General features: G+C 62.4%; 20 protein-coding genes. 8 read left to right on the top strand and 12 right to left on the bottom strand.

Annotation, left to right across the window (positions count from 1 at the left end):
- Nucleotides 1-14: 14 nt before the first annotated feature.
- The 4 genes from ACM608_RS03380 to ACM608_RS03365 all read right to left on the bottom strand — a co-directional run bounded on the left by ACM608_RS03380 (nucleotide 15) and on the right by ACM608_RS03365 (nucleotide 4,790).
- Nucleotides 15-968 carry a DUF2493 domain-containing protein gene (locus tag ACM608_RS03380; protein ID WP_141461853.1) on the bottom strand — a complete coding sequence of 318 codons (954 nt, stop codon included), beginning with the start codon at nucleotides 966-968 and terminating at the stop codon, nucleotides 15-17.
- Between the two features lie 302 nt (nucleotides 969-1,270).
- Nucleotides 1,271-1,693 carry a hypothetical protein gene (locus ACM608_RS03375; RefSeq protein ID WP_066703946.1) on the bottom strand — a complete coding sequence of 141 codons (423 nt, stop codon included), beginning with the start codon at nucleotides 1,691-1,693 and terminating at the stop codon, nucleotides 1,271-1,273.
- Nucleotides 1,694-1,704: 11 nt separating this feature from the next.
- Nucleotides 1,705-2,646 carry an ArdC family protein gene (locus tag ACM608_RS03370; protein ID WP_141459503.1) on the bottom strand — a complete coding sequence of 314 codons (942 nt, stop codon included), beginning with the start codon at nucleotides 2,644-2,646 and terminating at the stop codon, nucleotides 1,705-1,707.
- Between the two features lie 155 nt (nucleotides 2,647-2,801).
- A complete protein-coding gene (locus ACM608_RS03365) occupies nucleotides 2,802-4,790 on the bottom strand; it encodes a ParB/RepB/Spo0J family partition protein (RefSeq protein WP_141459505.1) in 1,989 nt (662 codons plus the stop codon).
- A gap of 249 nt (nucleotides 4,791-5,039) precedes the next feature.
- Between ACM608_RS03365 and ACM608_RS03360 the strand changes: the two genes are divergently transcribed.
- On the top strand, nucleotides 5,040-6,359 hold the full coding sequence (locus ACM608_RS03360; RefSeq protein WP_141459507.1) for an SMODS domain-containing nucleotidyltransferase: 1,320 nt from the start codon (nucleotides 5,040-5,042) through the stop codon (nucleotides 6,357-6,359).
- Nucleotides 6,352-6,936, top strand: coding sequence for an SLATT domain-containing protein (locus ACM608_RS03355; RefSeq protein ID WP_066704264.1), 585 nt, complete (start codon nucleotides 6,352-6,354; stop codon nucleotides 6,934-6,936). Before ACM608_RS03360 ends, ACM608_RS03355 begins: the two co-directional genes overlap by 8 nt.
- Before the next feature lies 1 nt (nucleotide 6,937).
- Here the strand turns inward: ACM608_RS03355 and ACM608_RS03350 are convergent, their stop codons facing one another.
- The 4 genes from ACM608_RS03350 to ACM608_RS03335 form a co-directional block, all read right to left on the bottom strand.
- Nucleotides 6,938-7,660 carry an RES family NAD+ phosphorylase gene (locus ACM608_RS03350; RefSeq protein WP_419681864.1) on the bottom strand — a complete coding sequence of 241 codons (723 nt, stop codon included), beginning with the start codon at nucleotides 7,658-7,660 and terminating at the stop codon, nucleotides 6,938-6,940.
- Nucleotides 7,657-8,070, bottom strand: a complete 414-nt coding sequence (locus tag ACM608_RS03345) for an MbcA/ParS/Xre antitoxin family protein (protein ID WP_066704270.1) — start codon at nucleotides 8,068-8,070, stop codon at nucleotides 7,657-7,659. The genes ACM608_RS03350 and ACM608_RS03345 overlap by 4 nt, the downstream gene beginning before the upstream one ends.
- Nucleotides 8,071-8,089: 19 nt before the next feature.
- Entirely contained in the window at nucleotides 8,090-12,364 is a 4,275-nt protein-coding gene (locus ACM608_RS03340; RefSeq protein WP_419681862.1) for a strawberry notch-like NTP hydrolase domain-containing protein, read from the bottom strand.
- Nucleotides 12,365-12,451: 87 nt separating this feature from the next.
- The gene (locus ACM608_RS03335; protein WP_141459513.1) at nucleotides 12,452-13,342 is read right to left on the bottom strand and encodes a DUF7146 domain-containing protein; all 891 of its coding nucleotides are present in this window, start codon (nucleotides 13,340-13,342) and stop codon (nucleotides 12,452-12,454) included.
- Nucleotides 13,343-13,468: 126 nt separating this feature from the next.
- Here ACM608_RS03335 and ACM608_RS03330 point away from each other — a divergent pair, with 126 nt between their 5' ends.
- The 4 genes from ACM608_RS03330 to ACM608_RS03315 all read left to right on the top strand — a co-directional run bounded on the left by ACM608_RS03330 (nucleotide 13,469) and on the right by ACM608_RS03315 (nucleotide 16,464).
- On the top strand, nucleotides 13,469-14,125 hold the full coding sequence (locus tag ACM608_RS03330) for a lytic transglycosylase domain-containing protein (protein WP_141459515.1): 657 nt from the start codon (nucleotides 13,469-13,471) through the stop codon (nucleotides 14,123-14,125).
- Between the two features lie 44 nt (nucleotides 14,126-14,169).
- Nucleotides 14,170-14,349, top strand: a complete 180-nt coding sequence (locus ACM608_RS03325) for a DUF5818 domain-containing protein (RefSeq protein ID WP_298090957.1) — start codon at nucleotides 14,170-14,172, stop codon at nucleotides 14,347-14,349.
- Nucleotides 14,350-14,563: 214 nt separating this feature from the next.
- Complete coding sequence (locus ACM608_RS03320) at nucleotides 14,564-15,679, top strand: three-Cys-motif partner protein TcmP (protein ID WP_141459517.1); 1,116 nt, start codon at nucleotides 14,564-14,566, stop codon at nucleotides 15,677-15,679.
- 2 nt (nucleotides 15,680-15,681) lie between these two features.
- Nucleotides 15,682-16,464 (top strand): DUF5131 family protein, encoded by a 783-nt coding sequence (locus ACM608_RS03315; RefSeq protein ID WP_141459519.1) that lies wholly within the window; start codon nucleotides 15,682-15,684, stop codon nucleotides 16,462-16,464.
- Between the two features lie 231 nt (nucleotides 16,465-16,695).
- On the opposite strand, the gene ACM608_RS03310 is transcribed toward ACM608_RS03315, so the two are convergent.
- Nucleotides 16,696-17,007, bottom strand: coding sequence for a helix-turn-helix domain-containing protein (locus ACM608_RS03310; protein WP_141459520.1), 312 nt, complete (start codon nucleotides 17,005-17,007; stop codon nucleotides 16,696-16,698).
- A gap of 294 nt (nucleotides 17,008-17,301) precedes the next feature.
- Here ACM608_RS03310 and ACM608_RS03305 point away from each other — a divergent pair, with 294 nt between their 5' ends.
- Together ACM608_RS03305 and ACM608_RS03300 are read left to right on the top strand one after the other, a co-directional pair.
- Entirely contained in the window at nucleotides 17,302-18,099 is a 798-nt protein-coding gene (locus ACM608_RS03305) for a type IV toxin-antitoxin system AbiEi family antitoxin domain-containing protein (RefSeq protein WP_419685076.1), read from the top strand.
- A 5-nt stretch (nucleotides 18,100-18,104) separates the two neighbouring features.
- Nucleotides 18,105-19,022, top strand: coding sequence for a nucleotidyl transferase AbiEii/AbiGii toxin family protein (locus ACM608_RS03300; RefSeq protein ID WP_419681859.1), 918 nt, complete (start codon nucleotides 18,105-18,107; stop codon nucleotides 19,020-19,022).
- Between the two features lie 8 nt (nucleotides 19,023-19,030).
- On the opposite strand, the gene ACM608_RS03295 is transcribed toward ACM608_RS03300, so the two are convergent.
- From ACM608_RS03295 to ACM608_RS03285, 3 genes are all read right to left on the bottom strand, one after another.
- Nucleotides 19,031-20,305: a tyrosine-type recombinase/integrase gene (locus tag ACM608_RS03295; protein WP_141459524.1), complete on the bottom strand. Its 1,275-nt coding sequence runs from the start codon at nucleotides 20,303-20,305 to the stop codon at nucleotides 19,031-19,033.
- An 810-nt stretch (nucleotides 20,306-21,115) separates the two neighbouring features.
- On the bottom strand, nucleotides 21,116-22,219 hold the full coding sequence (locus ACM608_RS03290) for an alkene reductase (RefSeq protein ID WP_419681857.1): 1,104 nt from the start codon (nucleotides 22,217-22,219) through the stop codon (nucleotides 21,116-21,118).
- 94 nt (nucleotides 22,220-22,313) lie between these two features.
- Nucleotides 22,314-24,776: a TonB-dependent receptor gene (locus tag ACM608_RS03285; protein ID WP_419685074.1), complete on the bottom strand. Its 2,463-nt coding sequence runs from the start codon at nucleotides 24,774-24,776 to the stop codon at nucleotides 22,314-22,316.
- Nucleotides 24,777-24,885 lie beyond the last annotated feature (109 nt).

Raw genomic sequence — 24,885 nt, 5'->3', positions numbered from 1 at the left:
AGGCCGATCGGCCATCAACCGGGCGAAGGGAGATGCGCCTTGGGGCTGGTGCCGAGCGGACCGCGGCGATCGACGACCGTGATCCGCCGGGCCTTGGCCTCGATCACCAGGCGTTCGAGGACGCCATTGCCAGGGAAGGCAACGACATAGCGCGGGTCGAGCGAGAGCATCCGCTCGTTGCGCTTAAAGCCGGCACGGGCTCCGAGCCGCATGTCGAGTGAGAAGCTGATTTGCGGGACGCTGCGCCGTTCGGCCCACGACGATGCCAGGCGGTCGACGCCCTTGGTATCGCCACCGTGGACGAGAACCATGTCGGGAACCCGGTCATGCACCTTGTCCAGGGTCGCCCAGACATTGTTGGCAAATGTGAGTGCGTCCTGCTCGCTGGGATGGCGCGTGCGGCCACCGGCAAAGATAACAGGCGTGCCTTCGGGCATTGCGGCGCGGCGTTTGGCTTCGGAACGGGCACGGACGAAGTCACGGCCTTCGACGAGCGCGGAAGTGAGCATAACGCTGTGATTGAAGCGCGAACTCGATACGGGTTTCCAGGACGAGCCGAATTCGTTGAGATAGAGAGTGGCCGCCACTTCGCGCATTTCCTCAAGGGCGAGCATGGCCCCTTCGGCGCATTGCGCACGCTCGACCTGGGTCTCGAGTTCGTGCGTGTGAATCTCGGATCCATCGGCTGTGGCAATGAGCGCGCGGACTTCGTCGGTTGCGCGGTCCACGGTAGCCGATTTGCGGGTCGCGGAACGGTGGAAGATGTTGACGAAGGCCCAGCCGAGGTCCTCGGCGTCGGCCTCGAGCGCAGTCCCGGAAACCATGGCAAAAAGATCGGACCAGATCGCTTCAAGGGTCTGGACGACAGCTTCGCGAACCGGGAAATCGTTGGTGGAAACGGGGGCAGGTCCGATCGAGAAGCCGGAAAGATCGAGCCCGGCGAGTTGGTCGGTAAATGATGCGTGCATGGGTGTTGTCCTCCTGACTGGCGTGAGGCTGACGCACCCGCTCATGGCTGCGCCGGCGAGAGCCCGTCAGGGCCAGCTTGAGGCAGGATCCGCACCCGACAGGGGAAACCCGCTTGGGCAGGCTGGCGCGGGCAGGCCCATGGCCCAAAGGGCCGGGCCAACACGGGCCTGCGCAAGCCGGGTTGCGGAGACTGACGGCTGGCCCAGGGCCTCTCTCGCATGGCTACAGGCCATGGGCGTCGAGACAGGTTCGCCAGAAGGGACAAAGCCAGCGAGCTCAGCACGACCTGCGACTTTCGCGCTCAGCTTACCCGCTTTGCATAGACGCCCTCACCGTTCGACATGTGCCCGAGGCAATCATAATCGCCGAACAGGGCGTCGAAGCGGGCGGCGATCTGGGACAGCCAGCGCTGCGCCCGGGGAGACCTGGCCGTGCGCCAATCGGCGTCCCAATAGGCGCCATCGTCTCGTTCGGCGATCCACACCGCGACGAGGCCACCGTATACGGACACTCCGAAATCGGCATAGGCATTGCGCATGAGAACGCGGTCCTCACGGCCTCGCCAGCCGTCGTGTGCGACCAAGGAAGGAAAGGCTTTGCCTGCCCGCTCGCGCAGGTCCTCGCGAAGCCACTCATATTCGAATTCCCAGTCGTCATCGTTCTCGACATTGAGCACCGTGAATGCGACGATTGCCCCGCTGGGATAGCTGACCGATCGGCCCATGACATCCTCCTTCAGGCGGCAAGCGCGGCGTCGCGAGACGCTTCGTCGCTGTCATCGGCAGTGATCCGCCCACCGAGCTTGAGCAGAAGGCTTGAAGCTTCCTCGGCTTTGGCGGCGGCGGTGAGGATGGCGCGATCATCTTGTTTAAGGAGCGTGAGCCAGTGCTCGATGTAGCTCGCGTGGCTATCGAGATGGGCAACCGGAAGACCAAGCTCGGCCCCGATCATGGCGCTCGATAGCTCGGCGACGAGCTCCTCGGCGGCATAGGCGGCCGAGCCGAAACGGTTCTTGAGATCGCGGTCCAGGCGGCTGGCGTGGCCGGTCCAATGCGACAGCTCGTGCGCAAGGGTCGCATAATAGTGATCGAACCCGGAGAAGAGATGCGCGGGCGGCATCGTCACGCGATCGGCCACCGGCTCATAATAGGCTTCATCGCCCTGGTGACGCAGCACTGCCGGAATGCTCGCGAAGAAAGTGTCGAGTTCGGCCTGGCGGCCTTCCGGCTCTACAACCTCCAGCGTTGCGGCGGGATGGAACCGTTCGGGAAGACCATCGACCTGATCGGCGTTGAAGACCGGATAGGCCTTCAGCACGCGGCGATGTTCGTCGGCCCTTTCCCCGGTGTCGGGGGCTTCGACCTCCTTGGTGTAGCTCTTGTAGAAGATGGCGATGGTCGACTTTTCGCCCTTGCGCACCTGCGCCCCAAGCTCCTTTGCCTGGTTGTAGGTCATCCAGAACGGTGAGCCGTAGCCGCACATGTCGGCGACCATCCAGAGCCAGAACACATTCATGCCGCGGTATGGAACGCCGCAAGCCCGCAACGGCCGCGATACCGGCACGCCGCGCCACGGCTTGATCCACGGCTTGGTCCCGGCTTCGAGACGAGCGATGATTTCCTGGGTGATACGGGTAGCGGGCGACAATCCGCCGCTTTGTCCCTTGCGATAGGCCATGTTGGATCTCCTGATGCGGCCTGCCGACAGGCTCGTCGGTCAGTGCCGGAGATCCCGGAGCCCCCTCCGCTCTCTTCCCAGAAAGGAAGCGGCCCTCCGGCATGAGCCGAAGGACCGCTTCTCGTTGGCGATTGGCCTTACCTGTCAGGAGGAGGTCAGGCGGCCACCTCGCTCGGGGGCTGATGGTCGTCATTGGCAACGCAATCCGCGTCCGAATCCTGCGGTTCGTCCCCGGCGTCGCTTGCCGACTGACCAGCGAAGCGCATGACTTCGGGCACCCAGGCAAGTGCCCGTTCGCGCACTTCGACCTCGGTGATGTATGTGCCTGCGAAGACGCGCTCGGCGCTCATCGCGAGATCCCCCTTCTTGACCGATGCGAAGCGCGAGGAGAGCTCCAGGCCGCCAACGTCAGTGAGCGCATCGAGGATCACCTGCTTCGAGACCCGGTCGAAGTAGTTCGCCGCGGTCGGCCGCCACCATTGCGCCAAGTCGATGCCGATGAGGCTGCCGAGATGATCCTGGAACGCGATGTGACGTTCGCCCACCATATTGAGACTCGCTTCGAGCGTGCGCGCGACGACAAAGCCGAGCCAGGCTGCACGGCTTTCATCGGAAAGCGCCCGGAACATCTCGAAGCGCGTCGAGGCGTCCTCGCCAGATCGCCAGGTCTCATCGAGGCCGGACCGCAGGTCAGCGAGTGACGCACTGGCCGGTGCATCCTTCGCCTCGAACCCGATAATTGGTCCTGCAGGAACGCTGCCGCGAAGCGTCGTTGCAGCACGCGATCGCCAGTCGTGGGTATCGGCATCGGCGAGCGTGAAGACCATGATGTCGAGCGCAAGTCCGGGATCCGACGCAACGTGGAGCGCGAGAATGTCGCGCCGCTGCATGGCAAGCTCGTCGACCAGGCGCTTCGATAGCGCCGCGCGACGCTTGCCCTCGCTGCCATCACCCGGGACGACTTCGACGGCATCGTCGTCATCATCGACGTGAGCTTCGCGCTCACCGTAGAAGACCGGCTGGAGCACCGGCGTGCCATCCCGCGACAGCACCAGGATCATTCCGGCTTCAGCCTTGAGTTCGGGCGCGAGTTCCGGCGGCTTTGCTCTGATATCCTGGCATTCGCGCTCGATCGCCTCGATCGTCGCCTCGGCCGCAGCGACAGCTTCCTCGGCGCTGTCTTCATCTTCGAGAATGGCCGCATGCTCGTCATAAGAGGCATCGAGCTCATCAAGCCTTGCCAGTTCTGCTTCCGTCAGCGGGGCAGGCTCTGCGGGAAGTCGAACAAGGCCCTCGACGAGATCGTGGCTCGCGTAGGGATCGAGTGTTGGCTTGACCCAGGCAAGGCCCTGTTCGACTGCGAGCGCCTTCGCTCGTTTCTCCATCTCCGCAGCAGCGAGGTTCTCGAGAAGCGCGACATCGACCCAGGACTCGCTGTCGTCATCGTCGAACAATTCGCGCTCGATCCGGCCGCCGCCGGCGATGTAGGCGTCGCGTCCAACGAGCCGGGCCCGGGGATCGCTGCCCCGGACCGTGCCGGAAAGCACCATTCGCCGGATGCTGTCTGCGCTCGGCGCATAATAGGCCGAGGAGACCTGTTCGAAGACGCGGGCCTGGATTTCCTGGTCAGACGTGGCGCCGAACGCTTTGGCGAGGTCCAGTGTGATTTCGCCCGAGGCCAGCGCCTCGAACACGACCGGAGCAAGCGTCGCGAGACGCAAGCGGCCCTCGACGAAGCGGACAGTCAGCCCGAACCGGCGCGCAACCTGGTCAGTCGATGTGCCAGCGTCGATCAGGGCAGCGAAGGCCTGCGCTTCGTCAGCAGGATTCATGGCCAAACGATGGAAGTTTTCGGCGAGGCTGGTCTCGACTGCAGTGTCGGCGCTGTCTTCGAGCACCAAGCAAGTCACCTCGTGATCCTTGGGCAGGATCTTGTCATCGGCCAGGGCGAGCATGGCGCGGCGGCGTCGCTCGCCGGCTTCGACCTCGAACTTGCCGCGTGATGCAGGACGGACGATGAGATTCTGCAACAGCCCGTGGGCAGCGATGCTCGCCTTTAATTCGGCATCGGCGGCTGGATCACCGTGACGACGCACATTGCGGGGTGACTGAACCAACTTGTTCAGCGGGAGCGATTTTATCATGGGACATACTCCTGACTGTGAGCCCGAGACGTCGACCATCGACACTCAATGGCTCAATCAGAAGCCAGCCCCCTCCCCTCTCTTGTGCCTGCAGGCGGGCTTAGAGATGCCTTCATGCCGTAACTCGATGAACTGCGCCCGTTTAGCTGGCCGCTTGACATTTGTTGGGGGTGACTTGTGCGGAACCATTGAAATGTTCCCGATTTGATCTACATGTTGTTCAGGGGATCTCAACCGGGGGTAGTCAGCTTGAGTATCGCGGACACGTTCAAGCAGTTTCTCAGCAATCTTGCAGTCGATAATGCCCAGACGATCTCGGATCGGTACGGGGAGATCACCTGCGCGCTCAACAAAAATTTCCGCGACACTGAATCCAAGACCGCGAACACACTGCAAGTCGGCTCCTATGGGCGACACACCGCCATTAAGGGTATCTCGGACCTCGACATGCTCTACATCATGCCGAAGGGTGAGTGGGATAACTACAAAGACGGCGGCCAGTCCAAGCTGTTGTCCGACGCCGCCGCCGCCATCCGCGCGCGCTACCCCAAGACGACCGTCAGGGTGGATCGGCTTGTTGTTCAGGCCGTCTATTCCAATTTTACCGTGGAGGCTCAGCCCGTATTCGAGCAGGATGACGGCAGCTTCAAATATCCCGACACCTACAACGGCGGGTCTTGGAAGATCACCAAGCCCCGTGACGAGATACAGGCTATGTCGGAATTTGTGGCGGAGAAGAACAACAACCTCCGGCGGCTCTGCAAGATGGCGCGGGCTTGGAAGAACAAGCACGGAGTGGGGATCGGCGGCCTCCTGATCGACACCCTTGCGCACAACTTCCTAAAATCAACCAGCGAGTATGACGACAAGAGCTATCTTTATTATGACTGGATGAGCCGCGATTTCTTCGCCTATCTCAAGGACTTGCCCAAGCAGGACTACTTTGCTGCGCTGGGGAGCGGCCAGCGGGTGAAGGTGAAAAAGAATTTCCAGCGCAAGGCGAAGAAGGCCCACGAGCTTTGCCTTAAGGCAATCGAGGCCGAGGGCAAGGACAACCAGAACGACAAGTGGCGCGCGGTATACGGACGGCTGTTCCCCGCTGCCGAGAAGGTGGAGAAGGCGGCGCTGACCGACCGCGCGGGCCATGCTGTCCGCATGACGGAGGAGTTCCCCGAGGATGTATTCGCCACCATCGACATTCGTAACAACATCCGTATCGACTGCCAGGTCGAACAGAACGGATTTCGCCCCGCTTCCCTGCGGGAGATGCTGAGCAATCGCACCCTGTTAATGCCGCGTAAGAAGCTCACCTTCTCCGTAGTCGAGACGGACATCCCCGGCTCCTACGGTCTGTTCTGGAAAGTGCTCAATCGGGGGCAGGAGGCTATCAACCGTGACTGCATCCGGGGCCAGATAGTCGCCGACGAGGGATACAAGAGGAACGTGGAGCATACGAAATTCAAGGGCGACCACGTTGTTGAGTGCTATGCCCTCATTAACGATGTAGTCGTGGCGACCGACCGCATCCACGTCCCTATCAGCGCGAATCAAGAGGACGAGGATGAATAGGGAGGGGCTGCTCAGGAGCATTGCTGAGACCGGCTACAACGTCGGTTTCGGGGCGAAGAAGAATTTTGCCACGCACGACGTTGTGCAGAAGGCTCCCGGCCTCATCGGCTTCCTCTCGCTCGCCGTGGGCGTCTTCGCGCTCATCTACGAACCACTGAATAGCAAGTGGATTGCCGCGACCCTTGTCGTACTCGGGATCGCGAGCCTCTACGTCACGCACTACGATCACAACAAGGTTGCCTATTGCGAGGAGGGGGAGCGGCTCACGGCCCTGTTCTATCGGCTGCGCGACCTCTACCGCGACGTGCAGGCGACGGGTGAGGACGATGACCTTGCGGTCTACCGCGAGCGCCTAGACGACCTCCAATCGGAGGTGTTCGGCTCCAACCAGTCCAAACAAATCCTCTTCAGCGACTGGTATGCCCACTACAAGTTCTTCTGGCAGCACCAGATTGAATGGATTGACGAGCAGAAGCAATTTACGTTCTGGCGCGACAAAATGCCCCTGTCCCTCTCGCTCACATTAGCTGTAGCAACGCTAACGAGTATAGCCGCTATAGTTTGTCGGCTCATTTGATTCATCCGGCCAGACTCACCACCCGAAAAACCGTCCCGGTTCCTGCGTCTCGCACCAGATCGACGCGGGTGCCGTCCCAATGGTAGTCAAGGTGGCGTCCCTGGATGGGCTCGGAAGCGCAATCGGGGTAGAATAACCCGGCGCATTCACCGCCAGGATGCCGAATGCTCGGATAGACTACGCCATTGGAACCGGCAGCCTTGAGCGTGATCGCGATGCCTTGCGAGCCCGTGTAGCTATCGGAATCGAGGGCAGGATGGTCAGTGGCATCGCCACCCCTGAGATCGTGAAGATCGGCGCCCACCGACAGGACGATCTCGCGAAACTGCGAAGTCCAACCGGGCGCTTCAGCCGTCCGGGCCATGAATCGGGCATGGTGATGGATCGTTTCGAACAGCGCCGTCTCGAAGACCCGTCCCACATAAAGGACGCCGTAGCTGCCATCGGTGAAGCGGCTTGGCCGGTCCGTGCTGACATGGGTAAACGGCGCCATCAGATAGGATGCGCCGTTTCCACCAACCCGGCGTTCGACCGGCACAAGATCGAGATTGCCGATCGTCGCCATGATCCGGGGATTGGTCTTCTGCTCGGCCGAAATCAGCAGGGGCCAGTCGGCGGGGTCGGCGAGATCCTCGAACACGTCGATCGGCGGAAAGGCGCTGCGGATGATTCTGACCGCGCCCTTCCACTCAACATGGCTGACGGGAATATCGGCGTCGGTCACCAGCCACCGCGTGTCGCATCGAGATAGCGGCGCACACGCATGATGTCGGTAAGTTCACCGCCAAGCATGACGTCGAGCGCGCTCGATCCGGCGAAGGCCGCATTGTCGGCCTTGATCCAAGCGAAGCCTCGCTGGGCTTCGGAAAAGATGATCCGCAGCGCTTTGTGAATCCCCATCAGGTTCGAGAGCCGCGCCGCGCCGTCGCGTGAGACTCGGCCCGGCCCTTCGGCCTTCCAGCGCCGATAGGAACGCACCGGCATATCGAGCAAAGTCGCGGCTTGCTCATCGGTGAGGTCCCATTTTCCGAACAGGTTCAGTACCGCGCGGAACATCGCGGCCGCCTCCTCCTGGGTGACAGGATCGGGCCGGAACGCCTGGGGCACGGTATCAACGGGTTGCAAAGCCAACATATCAAATCTCCATATGGCACTATATGGCATATATGCTGCCATTTGGCAATACTTGCTTCGTTCGCCCGGCAAGCCGAGCCAGAACCACAGCGGCACTTGCCGTCGGCACGAACAACCGCGTCTGATAGCGGATGATCTCGGTAAAGCACCCTTGCGCCTTGTACCAGTCGAGCCGCGCCGCAGACCAACCGGCGAGCTCGAGTCGCTGCGCCCCGTTGACCAGGCTGCGCTTGAGCGTGAGCGCCTCGCGGCCCTTGACCTGCATCGGCCGTCCTGCCGCGAGCACGGTATCGACGATCTGCTCGGCCGAGAACGCGTGTTCGTTCTCAAGACCAAGCGCCTGGCAGAGTTCGGGAACGCAGTGGAGCGGCACCTCGCGGCCGAGCAGCGAGCGCCCGTCGCGCGCCGAAATCCGGCTCACCCGAACATAATCGGACGGGAGCTTGTCCCACACCGGCAGCAGCAGGCCGGTCGCGAGATGCAGGCGTTCGCGCTTGTGGCTCGCGGCCGCCTCGTCGACCTCGACCTGCCAGAGGCGGTGGAACTCGGCGGGATCGACCGGCTCCCAGTTGCTCTCCTCAAGCTGCTCGGCGGTGAGATGGCCATGTTTCAAGGGCCGGACCAGTTCGAAGCGGGCAACCCGGGTTCCGTCATCAGCGAGCAGGCTGCGCGCCGGGACAAGCAGCCCGATCCGGCCTGAACGGGCATTGCGCAGAAACTGCTGGCGCTCGCCCGAAAAGCCGTAAAGCTCCTCAAGCCGTTCAAGGCGCAACGGCTTCAGCGCGCGGGCGATCTCAAGTTCGAGGAGGTGCGTCGTCGCACCCGAAAGCGCATCGGTGCGCAACAGCGTGTCGGAGAGCATATCGAAATGCTCGACTGCGATGGTCTCGACCCCGAGATCGAGCGTACCCGCCTGCCGCGCGGCATCGATCCGTGCTTCGACGAGGCCGAGGAACTCATCGAAAATGCCATTCTGCAAGCCGATCGGTAGCGCGAGGATGCGGTTGAGCCAGCGCTGGATCGAAGGGAGATCATCGACCATCGAGCCGTCGGAGCCTTCGATCCTGAGTCCGGTCAGTTCCTCGAACCGCGCGAGGGTCACGGCTTCGAGCTTGCCGATGAACAGCAGGCCGAACCAGCGGTGGAGCGCTTCCTTGGCATAGGCGCTTTCGAGATTGTCGGCGGGATCGAACAGGTTCTGTCCACCGGTCTGGCGTTGGCCGCGGGTGAGCGCACCGAGGCTGTCGAGCCGCCGGGCGATGGTCGAGATAAACCGGCGTTCGCCCCGCACATCGGTGGTGACGGGACGGAACAGCGGCGCCGAGGCCTGATTGGTGCGGTTGGTCCGGCCGAGCCCCTGGATCGCGGCATCGGCCCGCCAGCCCGGCTCGAGCAGGAAATGAACCCGCCGAGCCTGGTTCTTCGCGGCGAGGTCGGCGTGGTAGCTGCGTCCGGTGCCGCCGGCATCGGAGAAGACCAGGACCTGCTTGATTCCGTCCATGAACGCTTGGGTCTCGGCGACATTGGCGCGGGGGCTGCGTGACTGGAGTTGCTGACGCCCGTCGCGCCCGACGATCAGGCGGCGGGTACGCCCGGTAACCTCGGCGACCTGGTCGACCCCGAACCGCTCGATGATCGCGTCGAGCGCGGTAGCGATCGGCGGCAAGGCGCAGAGCTGCTCGATCATCCGGTCGCGCGCGGCGAGCGCCGAGCGGCACAGCACCGGTGCACCGTTCTCGTCGTTCATCGGCTCGGAACGCGGATTGCCGTTCTCGTCGGTGAAAACAGCCATCAGCCGCACCGGGAAGCTTTTGGTGAGGTAGTCGATCACATATTCGCGGGGGCTGAGATCGATCTCGAGCGCTTCGCGTTCGGCATCGGAAAGATCGGCAAGCCGACGATCGAGCATCGCCTCGGCGGTCGAGACGAGCTGCACTACCACGGCGTTGCCCTCGGCGAGCGCGCTGTCGATCGCTGGAAGCAGGCTCGGCAACTTCATCGAGAGCAGCAACTGCGCGAAGAAGCGCTGCTTGGTTCCTTCGAACACCGAAAGCGCAGCTGCCTTGGCCCCCGAGTTCAGCGTGTCGCCGCTGTCGGCATCGATAATCCGGGTTTCTTCGAGGGCATCGCGCAGGTTGGCATGGATGATGGCCCAGCCTTGCGCATAGGCATCGTAGACCGCGATCTGATCGGCGGTGAGGCAATGCTCGAGGATCTCGTATTCGACCCCGGCGAACGATAGTGCCCGCGCGGTGTAGAGTCCGAGGGACTTCAAATCGCGCGCGACCAGCTCCATCGCCGCGATCCCTCCATCGCGGATGTCGGCCACAAATGTCTCGCGGTTGGCAAAGGCGGTTTCCGGTCCCCACAGGCCAAGCCGGGTCGCATAGGCGAGGTTGTTGACGTCCGAGGCACCGGTTGCCGAAGCGTAGAGCACGCGGGCGCGCGGCAGCAGGTTCTGGAGGCGCACCCCGGCGATCCCCTGCTCAGAGCCCTTGACCTTGCCGCGCGATCCCTCGCCGCCCGCGGCGTTGGCCATGGCGTGAGCCTCGTCGAAGACGATCACCCCGTCGAAGTCGTCGCCCGCCCATTCGAGGATCTGCTCGAGCCGGGTCGCATCGCTGCGACCGGATCGCAGCGTCGGATAGGTGACGAACAGGATTCCCTCGCGCATCCCGACCGCCCCCCCGAGCTTCCATTGCCCGAGCGGCTGGACGTCAATCGGCAGACCACCGAGCGCCGTCCAGTCGCGGCGCGCATCTTCGAGCAGGGCTTCGTTCTTCGAAATCCAGATGTGGCGGCGCTCGCCCCTCACCCAGCGATCTAGGATGACCGAGGCGACCTGACGGCCTTTCCCAGCCCCGGTCCCGTCGCCCAGAAAGTAGCCCATGCGGTAGGCTTTGCCTTCGGCGCTCGCTTTCAAGGTACAGCCCTTGTCCTCGGGCTCGAAGCGTCCGGAGAGATCACGGGCATGAGCGCTCGCGGCATAGATCAGGGTCTCGGCCTGGGCGGCCGAGAGGATGCCTTTGGCGATGAGGTCGGAAGGGAGTTGCGGCACTGCCTCGGGCACCGGTGCGGTGATCGATCCCATGGCGACGGATTCGACAAGCGGGGTCGGGTGCGGATGCGCGCCTTCAATCGCGATCCGGCTCGGCCGGTAGGGGAGATAGTGCCCGACCTGCTCGGCGATCGGCGCGGGCGCGTCGAGCGGCTGGTAGACGAGCGGCAGGATCGATGGCGCGGCCACGACGGGCCGAACCGCAAGCGGAACCGGCTTCCTCGCTGAAGCGGCGAGGCGCAGCGGCAAGGCCGGTCTCGCTGCGATGATCGGTTCGGCCGTCCGCTCCGCCCGAGTTGGCAACATATCGAGCAGAAAGCAAAGTTCCGCAAAGTTCACAGGCTTGGCGATGATCGGACTGTCGCCACCATCGGCCTTGTCGAGCACCAGCAGCCGGGTGGTGATCGAGGTGCCCTGCTTGACGAAGCCTCGCTCGATCGCGGCGTTGAGCCGGAGCGCCACCGGACCGGCGATCCCGGCAACGAAGCGCGGCAAGTCGAACCATTCGGGCATGACCGCAACGAGGCGACCTCCGGGGAGCAGCCGCTTCCAGGCTGAGCGCAAATGCCGCGCCCCGGTGCGCCCATCGTGACCGCGCTCGATCCCGTGCGAATAGGGCGGGTTCATCAGCACCACGCTCGGACCCACGTCGGGCGCGAGCAGTTCGTCGATCAGTTCGCCATCGCACCCCGTCACGGCCGCATCTGGAAACAACAGGCTGAGGCATTCGCGGCGCAGCGGCGAGATCTCGTTGAGCGCGAGACGCCCGCCGGCCTTTGCCGCCCAGACGCCAAGCATCCCCATGCCCGCCGAGGGTTCGAGCACCAGTTCTCCGGCAGAAATCGCGCAGGCCCGGGCAGCGAGCCAGGCGAGACGCGGCGGCGTTGCAAACTGCTGCCACTCGATCTGCTCGTCGCTGCGGTTGGTCTGGGTCGGCACCAGCGCTTCGAGGCGCGTGAAAACCCGATCGGCAAGATCGGGCGACATTGCGCAGGTGAGCTCGGCTGCTTCCGCCACGAACAGCACCTGCGCCAGTTCGAGCGCGGCATTGGCATCGCGCACCGACCAGCGCCCCTCGGCATCACTGCCGCCGAAACAGTCGGCCATCACGGCGTTCAGCGCAGGGCGTGAGATCGGCTCATCGGCGCCGAGCCGGGCGGCAAGCGCTCTGGCCGCGGCGAGCGCCAGCGGTTCTTCGGCTTCGGAAAACGCGAAAGCGGGAGAAGCATGGGACATGGAAAACCTCCTGACGAGGCCATGTCCGTTCGGGGGTCCGTCCGGAGGCCTCAACAGGCCCCAAGCCCTCTTTCCTCTCTCAGAAACTCAAGCGGCCGCTCGGACCCGGCGCATCAGCACGTCGTTCCAGTCCTCATCAGGTCGTTCGGGCCGCCGGGTGACAATCCGCCGGCCTTCGCAAGCATAGGCTTCGCTGGCGCGCTCCTCGGCGTGGCGACCGCCGGCGTCGTTGTCGACGAACAGATGCAACTCGCGCACCGATTCCGGGATCGTGACCAGGCCGAACCGCTCATTGCCAAGCGTGGCCCAGCAGGGAATACCGAACAGCTGCATCGCCGAGAGCGCGGACTCGTTCCCCTCGGCAAGGCCGAGGCGGCCACCGTGCGGGTAAGCCAGGCGCACGGCACCCGAGCCGGGGCTGCCTAGCGCGCGCTTGGGCTGCGCGAATGCGGCGAGACTGTGCCTATCGGTATCGAGGAAGGTTCGGTGCAGAGCCAATATGCCCGCATCGTTGCGAACCGCTGCCACCAGAGCCGGCAAAAACCGCACCGCGCCTTTTGGCCCCAGCGGCATACGCGGATGGAAGCGCAGGTCGGATGATGCGATCGTGATCCCTCTTGCCGAAAGGTAGCGGGCGGCCGGGCTCCCCGCGAGGATCGAGGCCTCGCGCCAGAGTCTCAGGGCGTTGCGGTTCGCAACTTCCTTGCGTGGCTCCGATGCGTGTTCGCCGGCTGGACCGTCGAACAGGTCCGAGATTCGCACGCCCAGCTTGGCCATGCCCGCGATGACCGCCTCGTTGGCGCAACCGGCGAAGCAGTGAACAAGGATCGCACGCTTACCGAGCGTGATGCTGAGCGAGGGGGTGCGATCCGCATGGGCCGGACAGCAGCACATGCCGCGCGAACGCGACCAGGTACCGCCCAGTGCCTCGACGATCTTCCTGGCGCGAGCTTCGAGCGACGCGTGAACTTGGGACATGGGGCATCTCCTTCGTGACATGCCTCCACCCGCGCAGCCTCCGCTCTGCGTCGCCGACAATACATTTTCCTACATGCAATGTTCTATATATGTTCTTACCCGATTCGGCCATAGAGGAATCCGGAAATGAGACTGAGATGGGCAACGATCGCAGCGGCGGTGACGGGATGGGCGTTCGTCGTCCCGGCTCACGCGCAAATGGAGGCTGCCCCTGAGGCCACTGTACACGAGATCCGATCTGACGGCTTCCGTGTGGCCGAGGGAGCGAACGGTTTCCAACTGGTCGAACATGGGATCTGGCGACAGTCCCTGGCAGCTTCGTCCGGCGCTCCGGTTCTCGAAGCGGGCAGGACCTACCTCCCCTATCGCTATGCGAAGCCCGAAGGCACCGGCCCATCGGGCTTTCGACGGGCAAGCTACCTTCCCCATGTCTATGCAGCGGAGGCTCAATACTCGCTGCCAATTGGCCTTCTCGACGCCCTGGTATGGACGGAATCGCGGTATAACCCCCTGGCGATCAGCAAGGCTGGTGCCGCTGGCCTGGGTCAGTTGATGCCGGGGACCGCGCGCGACCTTGGCGTGCCAAATCGCTTCGATCCCGCAGCGAACCTCTTCGGCGCGGCGAAGTATCTGCGTCAGATGCTCGACAAGTTCGGGGTAGTGCATCTGGCCCTCGCCGCTTACAATGCAGGCCCTGGCGCCGTCGAGCGAGCGGGCGGTATCCCACGCAATGGCGAGACACCGGCCTATGTGCGCGATGTGCTGCGTCATTGGCGCTTCTGAACAGGGGGGTAGTGGTGAGTTCCGGTCGAATACCCGTGTCAGGAATGCTGAGCCGCGGCAGGCGCGGGATGATCCGGACCACGAAAACAGACGAGGTCTGGATTGTCGAAAGCGAGGAAGATGCCGCCGATCTCATCGGCTCGAAGGTGATCGTCGATGGCGTCGTTGCAGGGATCGATCGCCTACGCGCCGACTGGATTGGCGCGGACAGTCAGCCTTCCTGATTCTCCTGCGGCGGATATTTCGCGCCGAGTTGGAGAACCTCCCAGCATGAGCCGCTGGTGATCGAGCCGCCCCTATGAGGTGCGCTCACTTCGTTCCACCCGCCCTGCCCTACGGGGGACTGAAAGGCTTTCCCCATTCAAAAGACAATCAAATTGCCCTTGTTCGTATTTTGTTCTATGTGATCCAGAATCTCAAGTGGGGCAACGTAGAAGCATGACGAACCAGAAGTTCTTCGAAGAGCGGACTGACCAGTCTGAGGTCAAAGCCCGCATCGTGAACAAGTACTTCTCCACCTGGGCGCAGGTCGTCATGCCAACGGTAGCGAAGCGAGGCGAGAAGATCGCGTACATGGATCTCTATGCAGGCCCAGGCCGCTACAGAGACGGCGCTGCCTCTACACCCCTGCTCGTGCTGCAAACGGCCATCAATCATCCGCAGATGTCGCAGATGCTGACCTCGTATTTCAACGACGGAAAGAAAGATAACGTCTCAACACTTCAGACAGAAATCGACAAGCTGCCGGGCATCGACAAGCTCAAGCACAAGCCTGTCGTCACGTGCGGAGAGGTTGATGATGATGCCGCCACCTATTTCAACGAAACACGGCTTGTCCCGTCGTTCTCGTTCGTCGATCCTTTCGGATACAAGGGCCTGTCGTTGCGGATTGTCCAAGGTGTCATTAAAGACTGGGGCTGCGACTGTGTCTTTTTCTTCAACTACAATCGGATCAACGCGGGCATCAACAATCCCGGCGTGAAGAAGCATATGGATGCACTGTTCGGAGAGGAGCGTGCGGATGCTCTAAGGGCAAGGTTGTCCGGTTTGACGCCAGAGTTGCGAGAAGCTGCCATCCTGGAAGAGCTAGCCAACGAAATTCAGTCACTCGGAGGCAAGTATGTGCTGCCATTCACATTCCGGAACAGCGAGGGCACGCGGACCTCGCACAAGCTGATTTTCGTCTCAAAGCACTTCAAGGGCTATGAGATTATGAAGGATATCATGGCTGCGGAAAGCTCAACGCTAGACGAAGGCGTTCCGTCGCTCACCTATTCCCCGGCTGATGCCTCAATGCCGCTCTTGTTTTCTCTTGCCCAACCGATGTCGAAGCTGAAGGAAATGCTGCTGGAAGATTTTGCAGGACAGACGCTTTCGCTCACGGAAATCTATGAGCGGCACAGCGTCGGCAAGCCATACATCCGAAAGAATTATCGCGAGGCGCTAAGTGCTTTGGAGGCTGCAGACAGGGTATCGGCGTATTCGACGAAAGGGACACGTCGTAAAGGCACTTACCCCGACCATGTGAAGATCCAGTTCAAGGAAGGGGGCTGAACATGGCAACGAATTCATCGATCGAGTGGACTGAGGCCACATGGAACCCAGTTGTAGGCTGCGATGTGATCTCACCAGGCTGCACAAACTGCTACGCCATGCGGATGGCGCGACGGCTCGAAGCCATGGGCCAGCCGAAATACGCTGGCACCACTCGCATGTCTGGCCGTCGGCCGAAGTGGAACGGCGTCGTTCGTGTAGACGACGAAAGCCTGAAATTGCCAGCGACGTGGCGGACAGGTCGCATGATCTTCGTCAACTCAATGTCAGACCTGTTCCACGACGAAGTGCCGCTCGAATTTGTCCAACGCGTTTTCGAAACGATGGCAGCAACGCCGCAGCACAGTTATCAGATTCTGACAAAGCGCGCGGAGCGGCTTGAAGAGCTCGCTCCCAAGTTGGATTGGCCGGACAATGTCTGGATGGGGGTCAGCGTCGAAAATGCAGACTATCTTTATCGCATCGACCACCTTCGCCGGACCGAGGGGGCAATCAAGTTTCTGAGCTTAGAGCCCCTGCTTGGACCGCTCGAAAATATGAACCTCCAGGGCATCGACTGGGTCATCGCGGGGGGTGAGAGCGGCCCAGGCGCAAGACCGATGGACCCAAGCTGGGTGCGATCGATACGCGACCAGTGCCAGTCCGCCGATGTGGCCTTCCATTTCAAACAATGGGGTGGCGTCAACAAGAAGAAGACTGGCCGGACGCTCGATGGCCAAACGTGGGACGAGTTCCCCAAGGAGCCTCTACGCAGTGAGGCCGCCTTAGTGGCGGTGTCCTTCTAGGTTCGCCGTCAAAAATCCATATTGGCGTAGCGATCGTTCAAGTGCATTTGATAATTGGCGTAGCTGGCCATGGCTTCAGCTGAAGCCATGGCGATCGCTTAGTCACCATTGACGACCTTCGTCAGGTTGAGCGGCAGCCTGAAGCGTCCCGGGTTTTCCGGGGGTGTTCAAGGCACATACCGCCAGAAGCCCTGGCAAAGGGATCAGACGTCCTGCGGCGACGGAGTCAGCCTAGCCGGATGCGCGCGGCGTCACCGCAATCTCCACCCGGACATCCCGATCGAGCCGGTCGAGAATCCGCAGCAGCCGGTCGATGGTGAAGCGGTCGAGCCTGACCTGACGAATGCGCGAGAAATCCGCCGCCGCCACGCCGGTGCGCTCCCCGGCCTCGCGCACGCTCAGCCCTTCGGCATCGAGCGCCTTGATGATTTCGGCGGCGAGGATCGCGCGCAGCTGGCGCAAGCCCGCATCGGGCACGCCGAAATCGGCGAAGACATTGCCCGAGCCGTACACCAGCTCGCATGAATTGTCTGGGTCAGCCATCGCGGCAATGTGTAGTCAAACATGACAACAGATCAAGCCGGACGGTGCCACGCTAACGCCACGAGCGGAACCTTGCGGTCGAACACTTCGACCGCCTTCAGCTTGTATCCAGCGGAGGCCGAGGGCGCTGACGTGCCCCCGGCCTTCCGGCCGGTTTGCGGCGAATATCACCCTATTCACCGCATAATGTGCGGTGAATAGGGTTGATAGGTTTACGGATCGCACGAAACGCCAAGTTAGGCTTTGCAAAAACTGGAATTTATAAACTCGACATCGGTTTATGAATCCGGCAAAATGCTAAGGATGGCTATGCGTTCCGATCATAAGTTAAACCGCCTCCAGCAGGAACTCCCCGAGGGACTCCTTGCCGATGCGGCATGGATGGAAGCCCACGGCTATTCATCATCCCTGCGCAGCCAGTATGTTCGCGCCGGTTGGCTCACCAGTCCCGCGCGGCGCGTCTATCGCCGCGCGCGCACCCCGCTGACATGGCAGCAGACCATTGTCTCGCTCCAGTCCGTTCTCGACCTGCCCCTGACCGTGGGCGGGCGCACCGCGCTCGAACAGCAGGGCTATGCCCATTACCTGTCGGCTTCGATGCGCGAAGTTCACCTCTACGGGCCGAAGCGCCCGCCAACCTGGCTTGCCAGCTTGCCGCTCGATGTCGTTTTCCACTGGCACAACAGCCTACGGCTGTTTCCCGGCGATGCCGATGCGCCGCCCGAGCCCAGCCCTGTCATGGCGGGCGCCGCTGGCCAGACCTTGCCTCTACGCTATTCCAGCAAGGAGCGTGCGGTTCTCGAAATGCTCGACGAACTCCCCGGGCACGAGAGTTTCCATCAGGTCGATGCCCTGATGGAAGGCATGAGCGACTTGAGCCCGCGCCGCCTTCAAACACTTCTTGAATCCTGCACCAGCGTCAAGGTGAAGCGGCTCTTCCTGTTCTTCGCCGACCGCCACCGCCATGCGTGGCGCTCGCGTCTCGATACCTCGCGCCTCGATCTTGGCGCGGGCAAGCGCGTCCTCGTCAAAGACGGCAGGCTGAACCCGCGCTACCAGATCACCGTTCCCGCCGATCTCGAGGCGCACTGATCGCCATGGCTTTTCTCGACAACTACCGGCAACAGGTCGCCCTTCTCATCCGCGTTCTCCCGTTCGTTGCTGAGGAAAGAGTCTTTGCCCTCAAGGGCGGCACAGCGATCAACCTGTTCGTGCGCGACCTGCCACGCCTCTCGGTCGACATCAACCTCACCTATCTGCCGGTCGAGGATCGCGCCGCCTCGCTCGCCGCGACCGACGCCGCCATGCTGCGCATCGAGAAGCGGATCGAGAAGGGCATACGCGGTGCGCGGGTCCATGCCTCACGCTCGGCCGGCGAGAACATCGTCACCAAGTTGATCGTCCGCGCAGGGGACGTGCAAATCAAGATCGAGGTGACCCCCGTACTGCGCGGCACCGTTTATGATCCCGTCGTCACCGGCGTGACGCCCGCCGTCGAAGATGCCTTCGGCTTCGCCGAGATTCAGGTCGTGTCCTTCGCCGACCTCTACGCGGGCAAGATCGTGGCGGCGCTCGACCGCCAGCATCCCCGCGATCTTTTCGATGTGCGCGAGCTCCTGGCCAACGAACGTGTCACGGACGCGCTGCGCCGCGCCTTCCTTGTCTACCTCGCCAGCCACAACCGCCCGATGGCGGAAATCCTCGCCCCGGCGCGCAAGCCGCTGTACGATGAGTTCACGCGTGGCTTTGCCGGAATGACGCAGGAGCCGGTCGAGCTTGCCGAGCTTGAAGCCGCGCGAGAGGCGATCATCGTCGCGATGGTCGTCGACATGCCGGAGGAGCACAGACGCTTTCTTCGCAGCTTCAAACGGGGAGAGCCTGACTGGGATCTGCTGGGCATCGCCGAAGCGCAGAACCTGCCCGCGGTCCTGTGGAAACAGCGCAACCTCGACAGCCTCTCCGTCGGCAAGCGGCGCGAACTGGCCGAAGCGCTGGAGAAGGTGCTGTTTCCGTGAGTGACAGGTCAGCCATCCTGATCCTGTTGCGGAGGGTATTTGGCGGCGATCTGCAAAACCTCCCTGCCCCATAGCGCAAGCGCCTCGCGCTTTTCGTTGGTGTACTGGTGCCGATGGTAAACTCCCGCCACACCAGCCATAGCTGATCCAGACTGGTGATTAAGGACGGCTTCCGAAACCACCAGAGGGATCCCGAGACGCTGAAGGCCAGTTGCCACCGTCCGGCGAATATCGTGCATGGTGAAATGACCGGCCTCATAGCCGAGCTTCTCGTCCACGCTTGCCCTAATCCGCTTCCAGGCCTTTGACAGTCCGCTAACACTGTTCGTGTTGGTGACCTTGGATGCCAACAGAATTTGGGATTGCTTGTGCGCGTCGTCAGGGGCGATCCCCGCGGCCGCAAAGATGTCGGTGACCACTGCAAGGGCCTGCGCCGACAGCGGCACCACATTCGCCTTGCCGTTTTTCGCTCTGTCTCCCGGGACGGTCCAAACCTTCGCCTTGAAATCGAACTCGTCGCAAGTGGCGTCGAGCACCTCTCCCCGGCGCTGGGCTGTGAGAACAAGCATTTGCACAAGATGACCAAACGGATAGCCATCCTCGACAGCGGCTTGCCACAGGGCCGCGAGCTCTCGATCGCTGAGTACGCGGTCGCGAGGCTCACTTCGCTTCGGACGCCATGCGTCCCGGCAAGGATTGGCTGGCAAATGCTCGAGTCTGGTGAGTGCCCAAGTGTAGAAAGTCGAAAGATGGCGATACACGATGCGCGCCATCGTCAGGGTTTCCTTGCCCCGCTCGAATGCAATCTTCTCGACAAAGCGGCTCACGTCGCTTCGAGTGATGGAATCCGCGAGACGGTCACCCAGCTCGGGTTCGATGTACTTCCGGAAAACCCGGTCGAACTCCTTCGCGCTCCGCTTTTTGCCCTCGATCTGCTGAGACAGATAAATCTCGTAGAGCTCAGCGACCGTCCCGACGCCCTTCGATCCCTTCCTCTTCGCGCCTGGCTTTCTGGCGATGTTCTTGCCCTGCTCAACATCGACCAGGAGATCCCGTGCCTTACGCCGAGCATTGGCAAGCGTGAAGCTCGGGCTATGTCGCCCGATCGTGACGTTCAACCATTTGCCTTGAACGCGCTTACGCAAGATGTACGTCTTGATGCCGCTCGCACCCATTCGAAGCCGGAGCCCGGTCACGATGCGGTCAGCAAGCTCAATTTGCCCGGTGACAGGAGCCTTCAAGCCTGCAATCCGAGCGTCCGTCAAACCAACTTTGTTCGCCATATGCACCTGCTACCTTAGGTAGCTTTTTGTACTGGATACTTGCGAACATATCAAGAACAATGCGGACTATGAATCGCAGATTTCCGCCGTTTTTGGACCCATGTGGACACGCTAGGACCCTCTGATTGCAGCTCTTAATCAGCGGGTCCTTGGTTCGAGCCCAAGTGCGTCCACCACCTTTTCGAAGACTTACGAGAGTTCTGCCGCTGCGCTGCGGCGACCGGCAAGCACCGGGTAAGCGCAATGATGCAGCTTGTAGGTCTGCTCTACGCTTCCAACTCGCCAAGCGTGAGCCCTGACCCCATCACTAAGCCGACGCGATGCTATCTCCGCTAAGAATGGCGTGGCTCATGCGCCGTCGATAAGCCTGCGTTCATGGACAACGACGCTCGAAGCTAGCCTTGACTCTGCTCCGAGATGACGCGGGCGGGTTTTGCTGCTCACTTTGGACGACTGCGACGAGGGTAGACGTCACGTCTGCTGGAAACCGGAATGGCAGCTTTCCGATCTCGATCACGACAAGCCGACTTTCGTTAGGGACGCGAGCTGACAGCTACAAGCGCCGTGGCAGCGGCTCTAGGTGCTCTGACCAAGAGTCGAACAGGCCTGAGATGTGCCCTTCGTGAGCTTGCCAAATCAAAAGCCAGGCCGGCGGGCGACTGCTTGCCGCCTGTGGCCTGAGAAATGATGAAACTGGCAATACCAGGTTCGCCCTTCGGCCGCGCAGCTGGCGCTCTCTGCTGGTACGGTATCGCGGCCGGGATCGTCGCAGCGCACGATGCTGCGGGGATGAGGCGTTGCTCTCACCCCCTAGGAGAGAGGATAGTCGGTATAGCCGCGCTCTTCGCCGACATAGGCGTAATCGAAATTCGCGGGTGCAAACGGCACGCCGGTGCGGATGCGATCGACCAAGTCCGGATTAGCGATATAGGGGCGACCGAAGGAGATCGCGTCCGCTTGGCCGTTCGCGATGAACTCCGCCGCAGTGTCGCCGTCAAAGCTGCCGTTCTGGATGATGGCGCCCGTGAATTTAGTACGCAGGCGGGTCATCACCGGATGCTCCGGCTTGTCGACGAAGCCGGACGCGATCGGCTCGATTAGGTGGACGTACGCAATGCCGCTGTCGGCGGCGACCTCCCCGATCATCTCGGCAAGCGCGCCCGGATCCTCGTCACCCATGCCCTTGCGCGCGCTGGTGGGGCTGATCCTCAGGCCGACGCGGCCCGGTGCAACACGGCTGGTCACCACCTCCAGGATTTCGCGCAGCAGGCGGATGCGGTTCGCCAGGCTGCCGCCATAGGCGTCGGTCCGCTGGTTGGTCTTGGACTGCAGGAATTGATCGATGATGTAACCATTCGCCCCGTGAATTTCGACGCCGTCGAATCCTGCCGCAAGAGCGTTGTCGGCACCGGAGCCGTAGGAAGCCACGACGCGGGCGATATCCTCTTCGTTCATCTGGCGAGGCACCACATAGGGCTTCATCGGCAGGAAGAGGCTGGTGTCGCCTGCGGGACGCGGGGCGAAGGTCTCGCCCTCTCCGGCGATCGGCGACGGACCGATCGGCAATTCGCCGCCGATGTAGTCGGGCAGGACGAGGCGGCCCATATGCCAAAGCTGTGCGAAGATGCGACCGCCCGCCGCGTGAACCGCGTCGGTGACGAGGCGCCATCCATCCACCATCTCCGCTGTCCAGATGCCGGGTGCGCGGAACCAGCCCATGCCGAGCGGATCGACGGCCGTTGCCTCCGACACGATCAATCCGCAGTCGGCGCGCTGCGCATAGTAGCGCGCCATCAGCGCGGTCGGCACATGCGCCTCGGTTGCGCGCGCGCGGGTGAGCGGCGCCATGACAATGCGGTTCGGGAGTTCAAGCGTGCCGAGCATCACCGGCGAGAACAGCGGATCAATCGACATTATGCCTCCCCAAGATTGCGCCTTGATAGGCGAAAGCCGCTCGTCTTCCAACGTGCAAACGGTGAAAGGCGAGGCTTGGCTTCCGCCCGATCGCTCAGAAGCGCACCGTAGCTTCGAGGCCGAAGGTCCGCGGTGGGCCCGGCACGAAGAAGTTTCCGAAGAAGCTTTCCGTGTTGATGCCGAACACATTGTAGTACTTGTTAAAGATGTTCTTCATGTACCCGGAGACGTCGAACCGCTCGGTGCGGAACGATATGCGCCCGTTCACCAGAGAATAGGCCTTCTGCCCCTGCGCAAGCGGGCCGACCGCCTGTCGATCGTTGAAGAAGTCGTATTCCTGCTTGGACTGGAACTGGTATTCGCCGGACAGGACAACCCGCTTGTCGTCGTCGAACCGGATTGCCGTCCACTCAGGCGCAACCGAGGCGGTCCACTTCGGCGCGAACGGGAAGCGGTTGCCGCCGATCTCGATACCGCGCGGGTCCATCTGACGGGGATCGCCCGGCGCCAGGAACTGACCGCCATCATATTTGGTGTTGAGATAGCCACCGGCAGCCGTGATGCGCAGATTGTCCATCAGCTGCGCGGTGAGTTCCAGCTCGGCACCGTAGAGCCGGCCATCCAGCGAGCGGATGAAGGCGGCGCCATTCGCAACCTCCTGCACCTGCTGGCCCTTGTACTTGTTGTAGAAGATCGCACCGTTCAGCTGCACCCGGTTACCGGCGAAGCGCGACTTGAAGCCGGCTTCGAAAGCGTTGACGTATTCGGGGCCGACCGCATTCGGGGCGAGGACAACCGACTGCCCGTTGAACGAGCCAGAGCGGTAGCCGCGGCTGGCACTGGCATAGATCATCGCCGTGTCCGACACGTCGTAGGCTAGGATCAGGCGGCCGGTGGGTTTGGTCGCCTTCTGCTTCAGCTCCGGCAACACCGCCCCGGTGAGGATCGGCAGCCCGTTCGTGGGCTGGAACGTGGTATAGGCATAGATCACGTCGTTAAAGCTGCTGTCGCGCAGCAGGGAGTAGGAGTCGAAGAAGCTGACCTTGTCGCGCGTCACGCGACCGCCGAGAGTGACGTGAAAACGGTCAGTGACGTCCAGCTTGGCCTCCAGATAGGCGGCCAGCGAAGTCTGACGTTGCTTGAAGCCGAGCGTGGTGCTGACGCCCGTCGCGGGGGGCGCGCCGGGACCGCTGAAGAACGTGCCACCCGGGTTGAACTGGTTGGGTCCGGCCGAGTCGTTCAGAAAGCCGAAGTAAAGTAGATCCTGGAAGGTGCGGACCTGTTGCTTTCCAGCGTAGAGCCCTGCGATGATGTCCAGCTTATCACCGTCATAGGTTAGGTGAACATCCTGGTTCAGTCCGTAGAAGTGTGAGCGGCTGTCACGGTACTCGCCGATCGAGTTCGGCGTGCCGTCGAAGTCGAACGAGAAGTCGTAGTCTCCCGTGTCATAGCCGCTGACGGAGGTTATCGTAACATCGCCGACCTCCCAGTCGATCTTGGCCTGCACGCCACGAGCCTTGGTGATGAACTTGCCCTGGTTCGGCTCGATTACCTCACGGCGGCCCAGATTGGCGCGGCTGAAGCCGAGCGGATCGGTCTGGCCGGGGCCGAGCAGGTATGGGACGCCGCCAGAGCCAATCGGGTCGTTGTAGGCGAAGTAGCCGCGGACGGTGATGTCCAGCGTGTCGGTCGGCTTGGCGCGGATGGTCAGGCGCCCGGCGACTGAATCCTCGGACTGGAAATCCTTGTTGCCGACGACGCCCGGATAGCCGTTCTCCGGGCCCGCGTTCTTGATGAACCCGTCGCGCTTGCTACGCGTGACGGCGGCGCGGATACCCAGCTTGTCTTCGACCAGCGTTGTCTCGACCGCCCCCTGGACGAGATACGAGTCGTAATTGCCGAGACCGGCGGTGACGAAGCCGTTGCTGCCGTTGAGTTCCGGACGACGGCTGATCAGGTTGATCGCGCCGCCGGTGGTGTTGCGACCGTAAAGCGTGCCTTGCGGCCCCTTCAGCACCTCGATGCGTTCGAGATCGAACAACGCGGCACCATGGCTCGGCCGGAAACCCTGATAGACCTCGTCGAAGTACACGCCGATCGGCGACTGGGCGTTCGAGTTGAACTCGTTGGCGACCCCGATGCCGCGAATGGTGAAGTTCGGCTGAGTGCTGGCGAACGGCGAGTTCACGCGGACGTTCGGCATCGAGCCGCCCAGATCGGCGGCGTTGACGATCCCGCGCGATTGAAGCTGCTCCGACGTTACTGCCGCAACCGTCACCGGCACCTTCTGCAGGTTCTCGCTCCGGCGGTTCGCAGTGACGACGATCTCGCCCAAGCCCTCCTCGACCGATGCGGGAGACGTGCCGCCTGCTCCCGTGAGCCCGGCCGTCCCGGCCGGTGAGGTCTGCGCCGCAGATCCGGACGCCGTTGGGGCGGTAGTGGGCGCGGTCGTTGCGGGCATGTCGGGAGAGAGGGCCTGCGCTGAGGCCGAATTTGAACCGATCGCCTGCGCTGCCGTGGCACAAAGCATCGCAGTCTTCAAGACGCGGAAGGACATGGTCACTACTCTCCCAGGATCGGCGGGGTGCACCCGCTCTGTGTGTGACTTGAACTGTCGGGCTGCGACGGATCGCCGCGCTTCGATTTGCGCGAACTCTCCCCCGATA

The sequence above is a fragment of the Sphingomonas sp. ID0503 genome (assembly GCF_048565625.1).
Classification (GTDB): domain Bacteria; phylum Pseudomonadota; class Alphaproteobacteria; order Sphingomonadales; family Sphingomonadaceae; genus JBLZUR01.
The sequence above is the reverse complement of the archived record's forward strand: the minus strand, read 5'-3'. Positions and strand labels throughout refer to the sequence as shown.

Excerpts from the sequence above, each read along its gene's own strand:
- ACM608_RS03370 (WP_141459503.1), bottom strand. The coding sequence starts at position 2,646 with ATGGCCTATCGCAAGGGACAAAGCGGCGGATTGTCGCCCGCTACCCGT.
- ACM608_RS03300 (WP_419681859.1), top strand. The coding sequence starts at position 18,105 with ATGGCTTTTCTCGACAACTACCGGCAACAGGTCGCCCTTCTCATCCGC.
- ACM608_RS03295 (WP_141459524.1), bottom strand. The coding sequence starts at position 20,305 with ATGGCGAACAAAGTTGGTTTGACGGACGCTCGGATTGCAGGCTTGAAG.
- ACM608_RS03325 (WP_298090957.1), top strand. The coding sequence starts at position 14,170 with ATGCTGAGCCGCGGCAGGCGCGGGATGATCCGGACCACGAAAACAGAC.
- ACM608_RS03375 (WP_066703946.1), bottom strand. The coding sequence starts at position 1,693 with ATGGGCCGATCGGTCAGCTATCCCAGCGGGGCAATCGTCGCATTCACG.
- ACM608_RS03320 (WP_141459517.1), top strand. The coding sequence starts at position 14,564 with ATGACGAACCAGAAGTTCTTCGAAGAGCGGACTGACCAGTCTGAGGTC.
- ACM608_RS03290 (WP_419681857.1), bottom strand. The coding sequence starts at position 22,219 with ATGTCGATTGATCCGCTGTTCTCGCCGGTGATGCTCGGCACGCTTGAA.
- ACM608_RS03315 (WP_141459519.1), top strand. The coding sequence starts at position 15,682 with ATGGCAACGAATTCATCGATCGAGTGGACTGAGGCCACATGGAACCCA.
- ACM608_RS03285 (WP_419685074.1), bottom strand. The coding sequence starts at position 24,776 with ATGTCCTTCCGCGTCTTGAAGACTGCGATGCTTTGTGCCACGGCAGCG.
- ACM608_RS03365 (WP_141459505.1), bottom strand. The coding sequence starts at position 4,790 with ATGATAAAATCGCTCCCGCTGAACAAGTTGGTTCAGTCACCCCGCAAT.
- ACM608_RS03355 (WP_066704264.1), top strand. The coding sequence starts at position 6,352 with ATGAATAGGGAGGGGCTGCTCAGGAGCATTGCTGAGACCGGCTACAAC.
- ACM608_RS03345 (WP_066704270.1), bottom strand. The coding sequence starts at position 8,070 with ATGTTGGCTTTGCAACCCGTTGATACCGTGCCCCAGGCGTTCCGGCCC.
- ACM608_RS03310 (WP_141459520.1), bottom strand. The coding sequence starts at position 17,007 with ATGGCTGACCCAGACAATTCATGCGAGCTGGTGTACGGCTCGGGCAAT.
- ACM608_RS03305 (WP_419685076.1), top strand. The coding sequence starts at position 17,302 with ATGCTAAGGATGGCTATGCGTTCCGATCATAAGTTAAACCGCCTCCAG.
- ACM608_RS03380 (WP_141461853.1), bottom strand. The coding sequence starts at position 968 with ATGCACGCATCATTTACCGACCAACTCGCCGGGCTCGATCTTTCCGGC.
- ACM608_RS03330 (WP_141459515.1), top strand. The coding sequence starts at position 13,469 with ATGAGACTGAGATGGGCAACGATCGCAGCGGCGGTGACGGGATGGGCG.
- ACM608_RS03340 (WP_419681862.1), bottom strand. The coding sequence starts at position 12,364 with ATGTCCCATGCTTCTCCCGCTTTCGCGTTTTCCGAAGCCGAAGAACCG.
- ACM608_RS03335 (WP_141459513.1), bottom strand. The coding sequence starts at position 13,342 with ATGTCCCAAGTTCACGCGTCGCTCGAAGCTCGCGCCAGGAAGATCGTC.